The sequence below is a fragment of the Endozoicomonas sp. ALD068 genome (assembly GCF_049310145.1).
Taxonomy (GTDB): Bacteria; Pseudomonadota; Gammaproteobacteria; order Pseudomonadales; family Endozoicomonadaceae; genus Endozoicomonas_A.
The window spans coordinates 4,390,276-4,410,128 of sequence record NZ_JBLYNU010000004.1; the positions used below are offsets into that span (position 1 = coordinate 4,390,276).

General features: G+C 49.7%; 8 protein-coding genes. 7 read left to right on the forward strand and 1 reads right to left on the reverse strand.

Features of this window, described 5'->3' with window-relative positions:
• The first annotated feature begins 108 nt into the window (after nucleotides 1-108).
• The gene (locus tag ACO6V5_RS15770; RefSeq protein WP_422136818.1) at nucleotides 109-756 is read left to right on the forward strand and encodes a hypothetical protein; all 648 of its coding nucleotides are present in this window, start codon (nucleotides 109-111) and stop codon (nucleotides 754-756) included.
• Between the two features lie 82 nt (nucleotides 757-838).
• Here ACO6V5_RS15770 and ACO6V5_RS15775 read toward each other — a convergent pair whose 3' ends face one another.
• Entirely contained in the window at nucleotides 839-1,150 is a 312-nt protein-coding gene (locus ACO6V5_RS15775) for a DUF1820 family protein (RefSeq protein WP_317143534.1), read from the reverse strand.
• Nucleotides 1,151-1,469: 319 nt separating this feature from the next.
• Between ACO6V5_RS15775 and ACO6V5_RS15780 the strand changes: the two genes are divergently transcribed.
• From ACO6V5_RS15780 to miaB, 6 genes are all read left to right on the forward strand, one after another.
• Nucleotides 1,470-11,834, forward strand: coding sequence for a VCBS domain-containing protein (locus ACO6V5_RS15780; RefSeq protein WP_422409650.1), 10,365 nt, complete (start codon nucleotides 1,470-1,472; stop codon nucleotides 11,832-11,834).
• Between the two features lie 68 nt (nucleotides 11,835-11,902).
• The gene (locus ACO6V5_RS15785; RefSeq protein WP_422136816.1) at nucleotides 11,903-14,086 is read left to right on the forward strand and encodes a type I secretion system permease/ATPase; all 2,184 of its coding nucleotides are present in this window, start codon (nucleotides 11,903-11,905) and stop codon (nucleotides 14,084-14,086) included.
• Nucleotides 14,087-14,163: 77 nt separating this feature from the next.
• Complete coding sequence (locus ACO6V5_RS15790; protein WP_422492205.1) at nucleotides 14,164-15,408, forward strand: HlyD family type I secretion periplasmic adaptor subunit; 1,245 nt, start codon at nucleotides 14,164-14,166, stop codon at nucleotides 15,406-15,408.
• A gap of 19 nt (nucleotides 15,409-15,427) precedes the next feature.
• Entirely contained in the window at nucleotides 15,428-16,771 is a 1,344-nt protein-coding gene (locus ACO6V5_RS15795; protein ID WP_422409656.1) for a TolC family outer membrane protein, read from the forward strand.
• 180 nt (nucleotides 16,772-16,951) lie between these two features.
• Nucleotides 16,952-18,127: a hypothetical protein gene (locus ACO6V5_RS15800; RefSeq protein ID WP_422409658.1), complete on the forward strand. Its 1,176-nt coding sequence runs from the start codon at nucleotides 16,952-16,954 to the stop codon at nucleotides 18,125-18,127.
• Nucleotides 18,128-18,424: 297 nt separating this feature from the next.
• Nucleotides 18,425-19,780 (forward strand): tRNA (N6-isopentenyl adenosine(37)-C2)-methylthiotransferase MiaB, encoded by a 1,356-nt coding sequence (gene miaB / locus ACO6V5_RS15805; RefSeq protein ID WP_422409675.1) that lies wholly within the window; start codon nucleotides 18,425-18,427, stop codon nucleotides 19,778-19,780.
• The last annotated feature ends 73 nt before the right edge of the window (nucleotides 19,781-19,853 follow it).

The following is a 19,853-nucleotide window of genomic DNA, read 5'->3' on the forward strand; positions in this document are numbered from 1 at the left end:
TAATCAATTGACCGTGAAAAATATTTTACTGCGTCGTTTTCCATGCTCACCGGATTCATACATGAGAATGACGCAAAATAGTTTTCTTACCTCACGGCTGTATTCACTATGAGTTCACTGGCTCTTTCGGATGCGGTGCTGGCAGCTGCCAGCACCTTTGCTGTTTTCCTGCTCTGCCAGCAACAGGCATTTGCCGAGATTCACAGAACGGCTACCAAGGGGGCCCTCCTGGGCTTCCTGCTAGTTGCTCTGGCGTCGGCAGCGGGCACCCTGAAGTATGGCTTTTCAGAGATCTGGACCGGTGTCTATCTCTTTCTGAATAACGCCGCTACTTACCTTTCGCCACCATTAGTTGGTACAGCCATTGCCCTGCTTCTGTCTAACAGGGTGTGGAGCAAGCCGGCCTGGGGAAGGATGATCATCGGACTCTGTCTGGCTTACGAAATAAGCCGCTGGTACGGGGTTGAAACACTCTACAGGGACGCCCTGTTGGCTGTCAGCCTGCTCATAGCCCTCTACAGTGTCGTCAGAGCACAGGTAGAGCCCGGACCCAAAGGCTTACTGCTCATTGCGTTCATCAGCTTTTTTATTGGCGGCCTGGTCATTGGCAATCAGGGCACCCTGGGCGGATACCTGAGGCTTAACCTATTCCGCTACATGCTTGCCCTGGGAAGCCTGCTGATGGCAACCGGTTTGTTCATGCTATTGAAAAACCAGAACCGGCCTTTCGAACAAGCAGACATCAATCAGGAATAAACGAACCCTCCCCTTTCCTGCTGCACTGCCAGCAGCAGGCGACCGGCAAACAAATGCGCGATCAGGGCTCAAACCCGAAGGCTCATGCCGGAGGCATTGGAAACAGTTTGACGTTATTGCCTTTTGCTTCAGAAACCTTGGCTGCCCCTTCTTTTTCAACTTCGTCAATACGAATAATAGACGACAAAGGAATATAACTCCGCTTAACACCTTCGAAAGTGCTCTTTAGTTTCTCTTCACTGGGATCGACCAGCAACTGGCTACGCTCACCAAAAGCAAATTCCTCTACTTCAATAAATCCCCAGAGCTCGCTCTGGAAAATCTGTCGAGCATACACTTCAAAGACTTCAGACTCATTCTGAAAAATAACGCGAAAAATCTGAGATTTCGACATTGACTCCAAACACCTGTGACGCCGGAAACTTTAATGAAAAACATTCATTTCCAAAGGAGATTAGGGACTGGTTCTAACGCCTATGGTCATTTCGGGCATGTAATACTAAAGGCGGCTAGCATAGCACAGACTGGGCGACCATGAGCTAATGAAAACGGGGGTTTATTGGACTTTAGTAATTTTTCGATATCTAAACTATATTTCACTGTGGGCTGGTTATGGAACATGGTTTGTATTCGATATGTTTACAGTGTCGCAAATTTCGGGCCCGGTTTTCTATCTAGCTAACTCTGGTGAGCTTGAGTCCCTTGAATCGGGCATGCTGATTTCTGAGAGCACGATAATTTCAAGTCCCGATGAGCATCATGTGGTTCTTCAGGAAGAATCAGGATCCCCGATCTCTGTTTTAGTGAAAGACCTTCAACCTGTGGCTGACATCTTGCAGAATAATGCTGCTAATTCTGCAATAAACAGTGTCCACTCAGCCAATAGTTTGCCTGACAGTGGTTCAGATGAAACACTGCAAGCGACTGAAACAGCCAGAGAGCATAATGACCGTCGGGTTATGCATGTTATAGAGTTTGAAGACGGGCATCATAAGGCAGCAGCTATTGTGGAGCGCGTTAACCTTGAAGTGGAGGTTTCGAAAGGACAAGCTTCCGCTAATGATCAATCTGCACGAGACTACACCGGCGATTTAAATACAGACTCTGGCTCAGTTTCGCTATTTAATGAAAAATCTTTTTTAAATTCACGAAACGGGACCGTTGCTCCACAGATAGCAGGAAGGTCACCAGCATTATCCGAAAATGCTGCTTCGAGTAATTTACCTCTGACAATTGTCGGCAGTTTTGCTGGTCAAGTGATCGAAGATTCGCAGATCAGTGCTTATGGACAATTGGATTTAAAAAATGGGGAGGGCACTTTCCCCGCGCAAGTTTATCAGGGTAAATATGGTGTTCTGACCATTGAGGAAAGTGGTGCGTGGGGCTACACGCTGGATAACAGTGCATCTGATGTTCAGGGGCTGCATGATGGACAGCGTGTATCTGAGCATTTTGTCGTACATGCTCTAAATACAAACGGTGTTGATTTCTCCCGCGCGTTTACTGTTGAAGTTCAAGGCTCTAATGACTTGCCAGTCGTAAATGGTGGACATGCAGGCCATTCAGTTGAAGGTGTCAGTCAACCGACCACTGGCAGCATTACCTCTACCGATGTCGATACTGGCGACACTGCAACCTTCTCTACCACGATGACAGTAGCAGGGTTCGCACTGAATGCCGATGGCTCCTATTCTTTCGACCCAACCGATCCGGCTTACAACAGCTTGGCTCAGGGCGATTCGGAGAAAATCGTCATCCCGGTCACGGTGACTGACGCTAGCGGCGCTTCTGATACAAAAGCTCTGTTGATGACAATTAGCGGCACCAACGACGCCCCCGTGCTTGATCAGATACAGGCGCAAAGTGTAAAGAAAGATGGCAACCAACTTAGCGGACAGATCACTTCACAAGACCCGGATAACCATGCATCCGTCGCTTATTCAATCGCCACTCCGGTCGATGGCTTCACGCTCAGCAGAGATGGTCAGTATGCCTTTGACCCAGGCCATACCGCCTATCAGCCCCTTGTTGCCGGTCAGAATAAAACGCTGACTATCCCCATCACGGTTACGGATCAACACGGAGCCACCGATACCCGGAATCTGGTCATTACCGTACACGGTCAATCCAATGCTGCGGTGATTGCTGGAGCAGACTCCGGTAGTGTCACCGAGGACTCTTCATTACAAGTCACTGGTAGCCTGAGTATCACCGATAAGGATGCAGGGCAGGATCACTTCCAGGCAGGTATCTACACAGCAACCCATGGCACCTTGCACCTTAATACTAATGGTCACTGGACTTACAATCTGGACAACACCCATGCCGACGTTCAAGCGTTGGGGGCTGGAACAACGACCACCAACAGCCTGACCGATACAGTCCAGATTCAGAGTGCAGATGGCACAACGCATGATATTGTTATCACCATTAAGGGTTCTAACGATGGCCCGGTACTGAATGCCATTTCCGCTGCCTCTGCAACAGAAGGTGACAGCCAGCCGACCACGGGAAGCATTACTTCCGCCGATGTCGATACGGGCGACACTGCAACTTACTCCACTACAGCAACAGCGGCAGGGTTCACGCTGAAGGCCGATGGCACCTATTCTTTCGACCCGGCCGATCCGGCCTACGATGGTTTAGCTCAGGGCGATACGCAAACAATCGTGATCCCGGTCACGGTGACTGACGGTAGTGGCGTTGCTGATACTAAAGCCCTGGTGATCACGGTTAGCGGTACCAACGACGCCCCCGTGCTTGATCAGATACAGGCACAAAGCGCGACGGAAGATGGCAGCCAACTTAACGGGCAGGTCACTTCACAGGACCCGGATAACCATGCATCCGTCGCTTATTCAACCGCTACTCCGGTTGATGGCTTCTCGCTTAACAGGGATGGTCAATATACTTTTGATCCAGGCCATCCTGCGTACCAGTCTCTTGCGGCCGGTCAGGATCAAACGGTAACTATCCCCATTATGGCTTCGGATCAACACGGAGCCACCGATACCCGGAATCTGGTCATTAGTGTCCATGGTCAATCGGATGCTGCGGTGATTGCTGGAGCTGACTCCGGTAGCGTCACCGAGGATTCTTCGTTACAAGTCACTGGTAGCCTGAGTATTACCGATAAGGATGCAGGGCAGGATCACTTCCAGACGGGTAACTACAAAGCAACCCATGGCAACTTGAACCTTAATGCTAATGGTCAGTGGGCTTACAATCTGGATAACGCCCATGCCGACGTTCAGGCGCTGGGGGTCGGCACCACGACCACCAACAGCCTGACCGACAGGATTCAGATTCAGAGTGCTGATGGCACAACCCATAATATTGTTATCACCATTAACGGTTCTAACGATGGCCCGGTACTGAATGCCATTTCCGCCGCCTCTGCAACAGAGGGTGGCAGCCAGCCGACCACGGGAAGCATTACTTCCGCCGATGTTGATACGGGTGACACTGCAACTTACTCCACCACAGCGACAGTGGCAGGGTTCATGCTGAAGGCCGATGGCACCTATTCTTTCGACCCAGCCGATCCGGCCTACAATGGTCTGGCTCAAGGCGATACGCAAACAATCGTGATCCCGGTCACGGTGACTGACGGAAGTGGCGCTACAGATACTAAAGCCCTGGTAATAACCGTTAGCGGCACCAACGACGCCCCCGTGCTTGATCAAATACAGGCGCAAAGCGCTTCGGAAGATGGTAGCCCGCTTAGCGGGCAAGTCACTTCACAAGACCCGGATAACCATGCATCCGTCGCTTATTCAATCGCTACTCCGGTTGATGGCTTCATGCTCGGCAGCGATGGTCAATATACTTTTGATCCGGGCCATGCTGCCTACCAGTCCCTTGCGGCCGGTCAGGATAAAACGTTGACTATCCCCGTTACGGCTTCGGATCAACATGGAGCCACAGATACCCGGAATCTGGTCATTACCGTATATGGTCAATCGGATGCTGCGGTGATTGCTGGAACAGACTCCGGTAGCGTCACCGAGGATTCTTCATTACAAGTCACTGGTAATCTGAGTATCACCGATAAGGATGCAGGGCAGGATCACTTCCAGACAGGTAACTATAAAGCAACCCATGGCACCTTGAACCTTAATGCTAATGGTCACTGGGCTTACAACCTGGATAACACCCACGCCGACGTTCAGGCGCTGGGCGCTGGCGCAACGACCACCAACAGCCTGACCGATACCATTCAGATTCAGAGCGCGGATGGCACAACCCATAATGTTGTTATCACCATTAACGGCTCTAACGATGGCCCGATACTGAATGCCATTTCTGCCGCCTTTGCAGCAGAAGGTGACAGCCAGCCGACCACGGGAAGCATTACTTCCGCTGATGTCGATACGGGCGACACTGCAACCTACTCCACCACTGCGGCGCTGGCAGGGTTTACATTGAATGCCGGTGGCACCTATTCTTTCGACCCAACCGATCCGGCCTACGATGGTTTAGCTCAGGGCGATGCGCAAAGAATCGTGATCCCCGTCACGGTGACTGACGGTAGTGGCGCTACTGATACTAAAGCCTTGGTGATGACGGTTAGCGGTACCAACGACGCCCCCGTTCTTGATCAGATACAGGCGCAAAGCGCGACAGAAGATGGCAGCCAGCTTGGCGGGCAGATCACTTCTCAAGACCCGGATAACCATGCATCCGTCGTTTATTCAATCGCTACTCCGGTTGATGGCTTCACGCTTAACAGGGATGGTCAATATACTTTTGATCCGGGCCATGCTGCCTACCAGTCCCTTGCGGCCGGTCAGGATAAAACGGTGACTATCCCCATTACGGCTTCGGATCAACATGGAGCCACTGATACCCGGAATCTGGTCATTACTGTGCACGGTCAATCAGACGCTGCGGTGATTGCCGGAGCAGACTCCGGTAGCATCACCGAGGATTCTTCCCTACAAGTCACTGGTAGCCTGAGTATCACCGATAAGGATGCAGGGCAAGATCACTTCCAGGCAGGTAACTTCACAGCAACCCATGGCAACTTACATCTTGATGCCAATGGTCACTGGGCTTACAGCCTGGATAACACCCACGCCGACGTTCAGGCGCTGGGGGCTGGCACAAAAACCACCAACAGCCTGACCGATACCATTCAGATTCAGAGCTCGGATGGCACAACCCATAATATTGTTATCACCATTAACGGCTCTAACGATGGCCCGGTACTGAATGCCATTTCCGCCGCCTCTGCAACCGAAGGTGACAGCCAGCTGACTACGGGAAGCATTACTTCCGCCGATGTCGATGCGGGCGACACTGCAACTTACTCAACCACTACGACGGTGGCAGGGTTTACACTGAATGCCAATGGCACCTACTCTTTCGACCCAGCCGATCCGGCCTACGATGGTCTAGCTCAAGGCGATACGCAAAGAATCGTGATCCCCGTCACGGTGACCGACGGCGGTGGCGCTACTGATACTAAAGCCTTGGTGATGACGCTTAGCGGTACCAACGACGCCCCTGTACTTGATCAGATACAGGCACAAAGCGCGACCGAAAACGGCAGTCAACTTAACGGACAGATCACTTCACAAGACCCGGATAGCCATGCATCCGTCGTTTATTCAATCACTACTCCGGTTGATGGCTTCATGCTCAGCAGGGATGGTCAATATACTTTTGATCCGGGCCATGCTGCCTACCAGTCACTTGCGGCCGGTCAGGATCAAACGCTGGCTATCCCCATTACGGTTACGGATCAACACGGGGCCAGCGATACCCGGAACCTGGTCATTATCGTACACGGTCAATCCAATGCTGCGGTGATTGCCGGAGCAGACTCCGGTAATGTCACCGAGGATTCTTCATTACAAGTCACTGGCATCCTGAGTATTACCGATAACGATGCAGGGCAGGATTACTTCCAGGCGGGTAACTACACAGCAACCCATGGCACACTACATCTTGATGGCAATGGTCACTGGGCTTACAACCTGGATAACACCCATGCCGACGTTCAGGCGTTGGGGGCTGGCACAACGACCACCAACAGCCTGACCGATAGTATCCCGATTCAGAGTGCTGACGGCACAACACATGATATTGTTATCACTATTAACGGTTCTAACGATGGCCCGGTACTGAATGCCATTTCCGCCGCCTCTGCAACAGAAGGTGACAGCCAGCTGACTACGGGAAGCATTACTTCCACTGATGTCGATACAGGCGACACTGCAACTTGCTCCACCACTATGACGGTGCCAGGGTTTACACTGAATGCCGATGGCACCTACTCTTTCGACCCAGCCGATCCGGCCTACGATGGTTTAGCTCAGGGCGATACACAAAAAATCGTGATCCCGGTCACGGTGACCGACGGTCTTGGCGTTACTGATACTAAAGCCTTGGTGATGACGGTTAGCGGTACCAACGACGCCCCTGTGCTTGATCAGATACAGGCACAAAACGCGACGGAAGATGGCAGTCAGGTTAGCGGGCAAGTCACTTCACAGGACCCGGATAACCATGCATCCGTCGCTTATTCAGTCGCTACTCCGGTTGATGGCTTCACGCTCAGCAGGGATGGTCAATATACTTTTGATCCGGGCCATGTCGCGTACCAGTCCATTGCGGCCGGTCAGGATAAAACGCTGACTATCCCCATTACGGCTACGGATCAACATGGAGCCACTGATACCCGGAATCTGGTCATTACTGTACATGGTCAACCGGATGCTGCGGTGATTGCTGGAGCAGACTCCGGTAGCGTCACCGAGGATTCTTCATTACAAGTCACTGGTATCCTGAGTATTACCGATAAAGATGCCGGGGAGGATCAGTTTCAGACGGCTAACTACACTGCGACTCATGGCAACCTTGACCTTAATGCTAATGGTCATTGGGCTTACAACCTGGATAATTCCCATGCCGATGTACAGGCGCTGGGGGCTGGCACAACGACCACCAACAGCCTGACAGATACAATCCAGATTCAGAGTGCTGACGGCACAACACATAATATTGTTATCACCATTAACGGTTCTAACGATGGCCCGATACTGAATGCCATTTCTGCCGCCTCTGCAATAGAAGGTGACAGCAAGCCGACCACGGGAAGCATTACTTCCGCTGATGTCGATACGGGTGACACTGCAACTTACTCCACCACAGCGACAGTGGCAGGGTTCACGCTGAAGACCGATGGCAGCTATTCTTTCGACCCAGCCGATCCGACCTACAATGGTTTAGCTCAAGGCGATACGCAAAGAATCGTGATCCCGGTCACGGTGGCTGACGGAAGTGGCGCTACTGATACTAAAGCCTTGATGATGACGGTTAGCGGCACCAACGACGCCCCCGTGCTTGATCAGATACAGGCACAAAGCGCGACGGAAGACGACAGCCCACTTAGCGGACAGATCACGTCAAAAGATCCGGATAACTATGCATCCGTCGCTTATTCAATCGCTACTCCGGTTGATGGCTTCATGCTCAGCAGGGATGGTCAATATACTTTTGATCCGGGCCATGCTACCTACCAGTCTCTTGCGGCCGGTCAGGATAAAACAGTGACTATCCCCATTACGGCTACGGATCAACATGGAGCTACTGATACCCGGAATCTGGTCATTACTGTGCATGGTCAATCGGATGCTGCGGTGATTGCTGGAGCAGAGTCCGGTAGCGTCACCGAGGATTCTTTATTACAAGTCACTGGTAATCTGAGTATCAGCGATAAGGATGCAGGGCAGGATCACTTCCAGGCAGGTAACTACGCTGCAACCCATGGCAACTTAAATCTTGATGCTAATGGTCATTGGGCTTATAACCTGGACGAGACCCATGCCGACGTTCAGGCACTGGGGGCTGGCGCAACGACCACTAACAGCCTGACCGACACAATCGAGATTCAGAGTGCGGATGGCACAACCCATAATATTGTTATCACCGTTAACGGTTCTAACGATGGCCCTGTACTGAACGCCATTTCCCCCGCCTCTGCAATAGAAGGTGACAGCCAGCCGACCACGGGAAGCATTACTTCCACCGATATCGATACGGGCGACACTGCAACTTACTCCAGCACTATGAAAGTGCCAGGGTTTACATTGAATGCCGATGGCAACTATTCTTTCGACCCGACCGATCCGGCCTACGATGGTTTAGCTCAAGGCGATACGCAAAGAATCGTGATCCCGGTCATGGTGACTGACGGTAGTGGCGCTACTGACACTAAAGCCTTGATGATGACGGTTAGCGGCACCAATGACGCACCAGCACTCTCTTCAACAGTAGTGTTGCCTCCGGGTACAGAGGATCAGGTGGTTATCATAAAGGCTTCTGACCTTCTGGCTCACGCCACTGATGTGGATCACCGTGCTCAGCTTAGTATTCATAAGCTGTCAGCAGACCATGGTCGTATTACTGATAATTATAACGGCACATACACCTTCATCCCGACTGTAAATTACAACGGCCCGGTGCAATTTAGCTATGAGGTCAAGGACGAGCATCAATCCTCTGTCACCCAGACGGCTTCAATGAATCTGGCTGCTATTGATCATCCTTCGATAATATCCGGAAACCTTGTTGCCACTGTTGCCGAAGGTGACATCGGTGATATCACTAATGTCAGAGGCATGCTCACTGTTAGTGATGTTGATGCTGGTGATAATCCGGTTTTCCACAATGTGTCGCCCACTGCAACAACCTATGGTCATTTCACCATGGTTAATGGCTTGTGGACCTATCTGCTTGACCAGAGCAAGGTGCAGGAACTAAACCCGTCTGCTCCGGATGCCAGCAAGCGCCAGGCCGCAGACTCTTACACATTTACGGCCAGTGATGGCAATACTCAAACCGTTCATATCACCATCACGGGTAGCAATGATGAACCCACGGTTGCAACAGTTCCTCTAAGTGGTACTGAAGACACAGCCTATACCTTCAGTGCCAGTGACTTTGGCTTTCAGGATGTGGATGCGGGTGCAGTTTTGGATCATGTCACCATCACCCGGTTGCCTGCAGCCAATGAGGGCAAATTCCAGTTAAATGGTGCAGATGTGACTGTCGGCCAAAATATAGTGACCGGTGCTATCCCCAATTTGGTATTCACCCCTGCCGCCAATTTTAACGGCGATGTACATTTTACTTATACCGTTAACGATGGTACGGCAGATTCAGCCATAGCAACTGGCAACATCAGTGTTTCGAGTGTTGTTGATGCCGCTGCCATTTCAACCAGTGCCCCACCTGCAGGAGATGAAGATAAGGCCATCGCACTAAACCTGGTTATTGCATCACACGGTGATACCCTGGAAAGCATTACCCTCACAGGTTTTTTAGCCGGTACTCAGTTTTCATCAGGTCATAGCGATGGTTCCGGTGGGTGGGTAGTAAATGCGAGCGATGTCTCATCGTTGACTTTAACACCTCCAACGAATTATCAGGGCTCCATGCCGTTATACGTCACTGCAACGACGACTGATGGCACCCACTCTGTTACCTCTCCTCCCCAAGCTGTTTCGGTCATGGCCAACTCTGTAACTGATGCAGCATCAGTTGCTTTAAGTTTTTCCGCTGAGCAAAAAGTTATGACCTTTAGCAGTGCGGGAACCGGGGGGGTTCTGAACCAGGGCCAGCTTGATACACCAGACCCTATTACAAAGTTGGCCGTTGAGTTTAACATTATCGGTAGTCAGCAAGTTGCCACAAGTGCTCATCACGGCGCTACGTTTCTGAGTTATGGCGTCCCGGCAGATCCAAATGAGTTTTATGTCTGGAGACCAGATAACCTGACCATTGAAATAGGTCACCATGAATACGCTACCGGCATTGATACAACTGACGGAAATAGCCATCGCTACTCATTATTATGGGACTCAGTGACCGGTCACCTGGATGTTCTTGTCGATGGCCAGAGCGCTTACAGTCATGACCACATTGCAACAGGCTATCAGATCCCGGGGCACGGCGTTTTTGCTCTTGCCCAGGACCAGGATCATTATGCAGAAGAGTCGGGACCTGCTGCCACAGGAAACCATGGATTTAACCCTAACGATGCCTATCATGGTCAGATATTCAGTGTATCGATGGCTGCCAATGTTGATGTTGACAAAACTCTGCTGACTCATTCTCCCCTGGGCAAAGTAATATCAAAAAATGCAGGCCTGGTTTTTGATATACAGGCAGACTATTCTGGCATGCTTGTCGATGTGACAGGTCATCATCAGTTATCACAGGTCGGAGCATTGACCGAACAGAAGGTATCAGTCGATACGGATATCGCTACTCCCAATAGCTCTGCACTATTGCATTTACACCCAAAGATAACACCACCTGCTGATCCGCAAGACCGTATCAGCAAGATTGAACTCACAGGTTTTAATGTCGGAACGGTATTAAGTGATGGCCATGGTCACGCTCACACAATTACCCAAATGACAGAACATGTCGATGTTCAAAACTGGACAACCACCGACTTGACTGCACTGTTACCAGGTGGGAATGCGCAAAATATGAATATCCGGCTAGTCGTAACAACCTCCGGTGCAGGAGGTGATACGGTCAGTGAACATTCTGCGCCGTTGATAATGGATCCGACCCAGCCTTTACCAGCACCGCCGATTTCAAGCCATGAGCAGGCTCCGGGGAGTGAAAGCGCCGACATTAACGTTCAACATGATAGACAAGCAACTGAAGGACCTATACAGGTAAGCGTTTCTGATAATGAACCTCAAGTCAATCTGGAGGCGCTGCGTGATCAAAATCAACCCCGTACTCAGGGTGATATCAACAATGCCCGGATCATACGTGCCGAGGTCGTTCTTGAAGCAGCTACCGAAAATGAAGCCGAGGGCTCTTTACGGCGTCAGGTTGAGCAACATCTCAATGAACAACAAAGCGAGAACGCTGGAGAACAAACCATTTCCAATGAGCTAAAAAGCGAACCATCACAGCCGACTGATGAAAAACCCTTGGCAAGCAGTAACACAGAGACTACCCACGATGATGCAACCTCAGGGAGTTCAAGCTTTCACATAGAGAATCTGGTACCAAAGCCGGATGATAATTCCTTTCCACCGATTTAACGACACAACTGACAATCGGTGCAAACGCAGACAAGAACCGTTCCAAAACTCAATGTTTGGGAGAATAGATGACAGATCAGAGCAACACTGAAGCCACTGATCGATGGGATACAGGATCTCCCGAGCGGACACACTTTGATGCCTTGCTCGATAGCCTGGTTATCGTGACTAAGTTGTATGATAAACCAAGTACGGCGACTGCCTTAAGTGCAGGCTTGCCTTTGATTGAGAATAAACTCACCCTTGCTCTGTTACCACTGGCGGCTGAACGAGCCAGTTTGTCTGCGCGCTTATTGAATCGTGAACTCGACACAATACTTCCCGAAGTCTTGCCAGCTATTTTGTTGCTTCACAATGGCAATGCCTGCGTGCTGACCAAGCTCGACATTACAGCTGACGAAGCCACAATTATTCGCCCGGAAGCAGGTCTGGGCAAGGCTGAAATGCACCTTGATGAGCTGCGTCTGCTGTACACAGGGTTCTGTTTTTTTATTAAGCGTGAGTATAAATTTGATAAAGGCCGCCGCCTGATAACCGGTGAGGCGGGCAAACATTGGTTTTGGGACACCTTGCGACTGTCTTTCCCAATTTATCGTGATGTGATCATTGCCTCTGTTGTTATTAGTTTATTTGTACTCGCCACCCCCTTTTATGTCCGAAATATCTATGACCGGGTCGTCCCTGACTCAGCTTTTGATACCTTGTGGGCATTTTCAATTGGCGTCGCCATTATTTTTTTCTTCGATCTTTTGCTTAAATTGATTCGGACCTTTTTCCTGGATGTTGCAGGGAGAAAGTCGGATGTCATTCTTTCATCCAGAATTTTTGCTCATGTTCAGGCTTTGAAATTAGAACACCGACCCAGGTCAGTGGGTTCATTTGCCAGAATGGTGAGTGAATTTGAGAGTATTCGGGATTTTATTACCTCTGCAACACTTAGCACATTGGTTGATATACCTTTTGTCATTATTTTCCTGATCGCAATTTATATATTTAGTGGCTACCTCGTTATTGTCCCGATGGTTTCAATTTTTATTATTTTGGTCATTACACTGTTGATCCGTCGACCAGTTGATGAGGCTATCTCTCATAGCTATGGTGCATCCTCGGTAAAGAATGGGTTGCTGATTGAAACCCTTAATGGCCTGGAAACCGTTAAGAGTAATCGAATGGAGGGGTTAAATCAGCGAAAGTGGGAACAGAATATTGGCGAAGCTTCGTACTGGAGCAATCGCTCCCGGCTTTATTCAACCTTTGGTACGAGTACGTCTGGCTTTATCCAGCAAATGTCGACGGTTGCCGTACTCATTGTTGGTGTGTATAAAATTGCAAACCATGATCTGACCATGGGTGGGTTGATTGCGGCCAGTATGTTAACAGGGCGTGTAATTTCTCCAATGACCCATGTTGCAGGCTTAATCGCACGATGGGGGCAAACCAAAGTAGCTTACAAGGGTATTGCCGGTATTATGGCAATGCCTGTCGAACGGGAAGATGAAAAACAGTACCTTCAGTGCGACCTTACTGACGGTCATTATCAGCTTGAAAATGTTTCGTTAACCTTTCCTGAGCAAACTGTTCCTGTTATCAAAAGAGTGTCCATTAATATTCCTGCGGGAAGTCGATTGGCGGTAATTGGTCGCATTGGTTGCGGAAAAACCACTTTGCTTCGGCTCTTAATGGGACTTTATACGCCTACCGAAGGTGTCATTAAGCTCGACGGTATTGATATTCGTCAGCTTGATCCAAGTGACCTGCGCAAGATGATAGGCTCAGTTGAGCAACTGCCGACCCTGTTTTCTGGAACGATACGCGATAATATCGCCACGGGTACACCTTATGCTACCGATGCGCAGATTCTTAAAGCCGCAGAGATGGCAGGCGTCATCGAATTTACCGGGACGCACCCGGACGGCTTGAACCGAGAGTGCGGCGAGCAGGGGAGAATGCTCTCCGGAGGTCAACGACAGTGTGTGGCACTTGCTCGCGCTTTGCTCCGGGATCCTAAGATTCTGATCTTTGACGAGCCCACCAGTGCCCTTGATCAAGACTCGGAAAGAAAACTGATACAGCGCCTGAATCGACTGGCACCTGATAAAACCATCATTGTTTTTACACAACGGCTTGCCATATTGAGTTTACTTGATTCCATCGCGGTTATGGATGATGGCGAGATACTGATGAAAGGACAAAAGCGAAAAATTCTTGATCAGCTTGCGAGTCAATCTCCCGGCAGGATGAGGGCTGTATGAGTTTATCACGGTTAAAAGGCAAAGCATTCACTCAGGCCGATCTCGATTTTATCACTGACGCCTCTCAAGGTGAGTTAATGCGAACACCGTCTGCAGCCAGAGTGACGCTTTGGATAGTATTTGTGATGGTGTTGTTTTTGCTGGTTTGGGCCTATTTTGCCAACATCAATGAAATCGTTCGCGGCCAGGGCAAAGCGACCCCCATTAGCCGTACACAGGTCATTCAAAACCTCGAAGGCGGTACTATTAAAGCAATCCACGTCATTGAAGGGCAGTCGGTCATGCAGGGTGAGCTGCTCATGGAACTTGATCCAACGGTAGCGAGCGGGTCATTGACACAGTCGGTCGTGGAGACTTCATCGTTACTTGCAAAAGAAACGCGCCTTGCAGCAGAAGTTGCTGGTACTCACCCAGAATTTACCCCTGAACAAATTGCTACCCATAACACTTTTATAGATACACAGTTAAAGCTCTATAAGGTGAGACAGGATGAGCTTCATATGCAGCTTGATGACATCCATCTGAAAACAAGCAAGGCTCGCCAGGAACTTGTCTCAGCTCAACAGCAGGTGGAAGATCAGCAGCGACAGGTTGATTTGATCCAGCAGCAGCTCAAAATGAACGAGCCTCTACTTAAAATGGGTGCAGTATCTGAGTCTGTTGTGATTGACGTTAAACAAAGGCTCAGTCAGGCACAATCAGAGGTTAATAAAACAAACAACCAGATCCCAAAGCTGCAAGCAGAGATTCAGCGTCTTAAGAAAGAAGAAGGCAGTACTCTGTCGGGCTTCCGGGCGGAAGCTCAGGAACAGCTATCCGAAGTGCGAACTCGTCTTGGTATTGCACGTGGTAAAAAAACCGTCAACGAGGCAAGTGTTCAAAACACCGAGCTGCATTCGCCGGTTGATGGGGTAATTCAAAAATTGTATGTCACAACCATTGGTGGTGTCGCAAAACCAGGGGCTGAGCTTATCGATATTGTGCCAGTAGATGATGAGCTATTGGTTGAGGCTAAGGTAAAGCCTAAAGATATTGGTTTTGTGCAGCACGGCCAGCATGCAAAAGTGAAAATTTCGGCGTTTGATTTTGCTGTTTACGGTGGGCTGGATGGCAGAGTACAGACCATTTCCGCAGATTCCATTACTGACCCCCATGGCGATAGTTTTTACATCGTAAAAGTAAGAGTCGAAAAAGCTTACTTTGGCGAGGGTTACAGCCACCTGAATGTCATTCCTGGCATGCAGGCAACTGTCGACATCAGCGTGGCAGAACGCAGTGTATTGCAGTACATCATGAAGCCACTATTGAGAGCTTTAAAGTGATAATTGCAGTGGCGATTATGTGTTTATATTGGAGCTGATGACAATGAAGCCTGTATTACGCACCACACTAACAGTGCTTGGTATGCTTTGGTGCAACACGAATTGGGCACAAAGCCTTGAGCAAACGATTAATGATGCCATACAGACCAACCCGGATATGGCTGTAACCTTACAGTCTTACTTTGCATCGCAGGCTGAACTCGACATTGCCCAGGGAAGGTTTCTACCCAGTCTTGATTTAAGAGCTGATAGTGGGCGAGAAGATCAGGATAGAGCTAATGTTGGAGAAACCAATCAAACTCGCAAGCAGGCCAGGCTGAAATTATCAATCCCGCTATTTCGTGGTTTTGCCAATACCAGTGAATACTCGCGCGCTGACTTCAACATGCAGGCTCATTATCATCAGACACTGGCACAAGCTGAATCACTCGCTTTACAGGTGGCGCAGGTTTATACCCATGTAATGAATGCTCAAGAGGTACTGCGTTTGTCGCAAGAAAACCTGGAGCAACATCTCGAAACTTACGATATGGTCGCTGCACGCAAGCGACAAGGCATATCGGATAAATCTGATCTTACGCAAATCAAAGGACGTATTGCCAGAGTCAGAGCCAATATACTAGCTGCCCGTAACAACCTGGCTGATGCTGAAACTTTATACAAGCAACTCACTGGTGACTATCCCGGTGACTTTATCCGTCCGGAGGTCGATCAGTCTTATTTACCTGAAAGCCAGGATCGAGCCATTAAATTAGCACTTCAGAATAATCAGCTACTCATCGCCAGCAGACTCGATGTGAATGCTTCAACAGCTGATGTGAAAGGTGTTCAATCTGAAAACTATCCCAGCTTTGACTTAGTTGCAGATCGTAGTTGGAAAGATAATGTGTCTGGTTTTGATGGTCGGGAAGATGAATCGCGACTGCTTGTAGAAATGAACTGGAACCTCTACTCCGGGGGACAAAGCAGCTCCCGTTATCGTCGGGCTCTCTATCGGGAGGAAGCCTCCCGGATGCGTTCGAATAAGGTGTATCGCGAGGTTCAGGCCAATGCAGAATCATCTTGGGACGCTTTCGTGACACTAAAGCAATCACGCGTCCATTTACACGATTATGTAGAGCAATCCAGAGAGAGTACGGAGTTATATCTGGCACAATTTAAGGCTGGCCATCGTACGTTATTGGATTTGCTTGATACTCAGAACGAGCTGTTTGAAGCGCGCAAGCAATACCTCGCTGCTGATTATCAGTACGTTTATGCCCAATACCGTGTTCTTGCGAGCATAAGCAATATCCTGGGTGCAATGCGAATCAATACTATACGGCCACTGTTGCAAAAAGGGCCAAAGAAGACGACTCCATAAGCAAGGAGCGTGTACCACCCAGGGCTCACTTGGGATGAAATACAACAGGTGTTAGCGACTGATTCCGATATTCCACAGCGGAATTTGACAGATTCGACAATCGTATCTAATTAAAATATGTGCTCCGCTTTCCTTCCAATATCTTGCCTGTTCATTCCTTAACATCTCCTAAGGCTCCTCATGAATACACGACTCCCACTGCTTATACCGATACTCCTGTCTCTTTTTATCCCTCCTGCTTTTGCCGACAAAGAGTGTTCCGACATTGACGCTCTTGGCCTGAAAGAGAAGCAGCAAAGATTGATTGATATGAAACAGCGCTTCATCGAAACCCTTAAACCCTGGAAACACCTGGATCATATTCGTAAAGAGGCCACCAACCCCTCGCAATTAGATGAAGCAGGGGATCTTGCCCTGCAAAGCATCCCTGAAATCATTCAAAAAAATTATCCGGAAGTGCCCAAAACCATTCAGGAAGATATTAGTCAGCAGATAGAAGAACTCGATAGGGTGGCAGACTGTTTCCACTTTGGTAAGCGAAGCAAAGAATCGCTGATGAAACTGCGTTACCGCAAGGTACAAGACACCGATAGCCCCTATATTGGCTTCCTGTTACCAAAGGAGCGGGATCAGCCCCGCAAAGCGGAAGTCACCAGCTCTTCATCCTGCCGGGATAAACACTGCGACTTCACCACAAAGAATGTCGATGACCTGGATAAAGATGTCATCCTGCTGGTTCATCGCCCTGCCCGACTCAGTACTCCGGTAACGCATACGAAACCCATTGTCGACCCCAACACCACTGCCACAGAGCGCCTGCCTGAACGTGATTATCTTCTGGAGCTCAACCTGGAACGGGTCGGCGAGTATTTCACCAAGCCTGAAATCTACATGCATCTGACCTACTACAATGGCGACCAGCCCATTCGTGAGGATACGATTGAAATCCCCTGGGCAAAAGAAAAAGGCGTCAATAAAGGCAAAACAGAACTGATTATCTGGATGAATGCAGACTCCGTACAGCTGACTCTGATGGAAAATGACTGGGAAATCCCCTTCAGACTGATCGGCAAAATCCTCAGCAAGGCTGTAGCCATTGGAATACAGCTGGCCAGCGCCAGTTATCCTGAAATAGGCCATATCAAGAGTGCTCTCGATACGCTCAATAATCGCTTCTCATCGGAAGAGACCGAATTCTATGATGCCTTGGGCAGAATGAATGCCGATGATCTCCTGGATACCGTTCGTCTGCAAAGAACCGACGTGCAAAGTTATGTCGTCATGAAAACCGGGGTTGTAAAAATGACACTGATGCCTGTCTACACCCCCAAAACAGGCTTGAAAGACGAACTATAGCCGAATGCTTATCACGTAGTCTCTGTATGGAGGGTCAGAAATATTGCTCACTACCTTACGGGGTCGACTGCCGTTATAATGGCGACTTTTTCACCAGCCAGATCAGTGATCGCTGATTTTGCTATTCTGAGTCACCTGAGGCCTGAACATGACAGCTTCAGGGTCTCAGACCATTATACAGCAGACAGGAATCCGGCTTTGGCGTCTGAAATAACCAAAACAGCCCTGAGCGAACAAACAGCCCTGAGCGAACAAACAGCCCTGAGCGAAAAAAATGTGAACCCAGAAAGCAAAAGTATGAGCGCAACAAAAAAGCTTTATATCAAAACCCACGGTTGCCAGATGAACGAGTACGACTCAGCTCGAATGGCTGACCTGCTCGGAGAAACCCATACTCTGGAGTTAACAGACAATCCGGAAGAAGCCGATGTTGTGTTGGTTAACACCTGCTCTGTGAGGGAAAAAGCCCAGGAAAAGCTGTTCCATCAACTGGGTCGCTGGAAAAAACTGAAAGAAGCCAATCCCGACCTGGTGATCGGTGTCGGAGGCTGCGTGGCCAGTCAGGAAGGGGAAGCTATCCGCAAGCGTGCGCCCCAGGTAGACGTAGTATTCGGACCACAAACCCTGCACCGCCTGCCAGAGATGATCGATGCCACCCAGAGCAACCATATCCCTGTGGTCGATGTCACCTTCCCGGAAATTGAAAAGTTTGACCGGCTGCCAGAGCCTTCTGTAGAAGGACCAACGGCCTTCGTTTCCATCATGGAAGGGTGCAGCAAATACTGTACTTTCTGCATTGTTCCTTACACCCGTGGTGAGGAAGTCAGCCGCCCCATGGATGACGTAATTGCCGAGTGCGCCGGTCTGGCTGAGAAAGGGGTTCGGGAAATCAATCTGCTGGGGCAGAATGTAAATGCTTATCGTGGCGAAAAAGACGATGGTACTGTTTGTGATCTGGCTGAGCTGATCACCATAGTCGCTGCGATAGACGGCATTGACCGAATTCGTTTCACCACGTCTCACCCGAAAGAGTTCTCCCAGAGCCTGATCGATGTTTACGCTCAGGTACCGGAGCTTGTCAGCCACCTGCACCTTCCTGTGCAAGCCGGATCTGACCGAATTCTCTCCCTGATGAAACGTAACCACGAAGTTGAGATGTACCGGGACAAGATTCGCCAGTTGCGTGAACACCGCCCTGACCTGAGTCTCTCTTCAGACTTTATCGTAGGCTTCCCGGGTGAAACCGATGAAGATTTTGAAGACACCATGAACCTGATCAACGAGATCGGTTTCGATGCCTCGTTCAGCTTCATCTATAGTAAACGCCCCGGAACCCCGGCATCCGACATGCCCGACGACGTTCCTGAGTCCACCAAAAAGCAGCGACTGAAAATTCTGCAGGAGCGAATCAATCAACAGACCATGCAAATCAGTCGTCGTCTGGTAGGCAGCACCCAGAAAATTCTGGTAACGGGTTACTCCAAAAAAGACCCGGGCGAACTGAGTGGCCGGACAGAGTGCAATCGTGTGGTTAACTTCAAGTGTGCCGAACCTCGCCTGATTGGTCGATTTGCCGAGGTTGAGATTGTTGAGGCGTTCCCTCACAGTTTGCGTGGCAGCCTGATTGATTCTGAACTGGGTGTTGTTGCCTGACCCTTCGAACAGAGCGGCTGGTCTCAAGGTGAATGTTCCCCGCCCTGTCGAGGCTGTCGCAAAACTCTGCTTC

Excerpts from the sequence above, each read along its gene's own strand:
- ACO6V5_RS15785 (WP_422136816.1), top strand. The coding sequence starts at position 11,903 with ATGACAGATCAGAGCAACACTGAAGCCACTGATCGATGGGATACAGGA.
- miaB (WP_422409675.1), top strand. The coding sequence starts at position 18,425 with ATGAGCGCAACAAAAAAGCTTTATATCAAAACCCACGGTTGCCAGATG.
- ACO6V5_RS15780 (WP_422409650.1), top strand. The coding sequence starts at position 1,470 with ATGCTGATTTCTGAGAGCACGATAATTTCAAGTCCCGATGAGCATCAT.
- ACO6V5_RS15790 (WP_422492205.1), top strand. The coding sequence starts at position 14,164 with ATGCGAACACCGTCTGCAGCCAGAGTGACGCTTTGGATAGTATTTGTG.
- ACO6V5_RS15775 (WP_317143534.1), bottom strand. The coding sequence starts at position 1,150 with ATGTCGAAATCTCAGATTTTTCGCGTTATTTTTCAGAATGAGTCTGAA.
- ACO6V5_RS15770 (WP_422136818.1), top strand. The coding sequence starts at position 109 with ATGAGTTCACTGGCTCTTTCGGATGCGGTGCTGGCAGCTGCCAGCACC.
- ACO6V5_RS15800 (WP_422409658.1), top strand. The coding sequence starts at position 16,952 with ATGAATACACGACTCCCACTGCTTATACCGATACTCCTGTCTCTTTTT.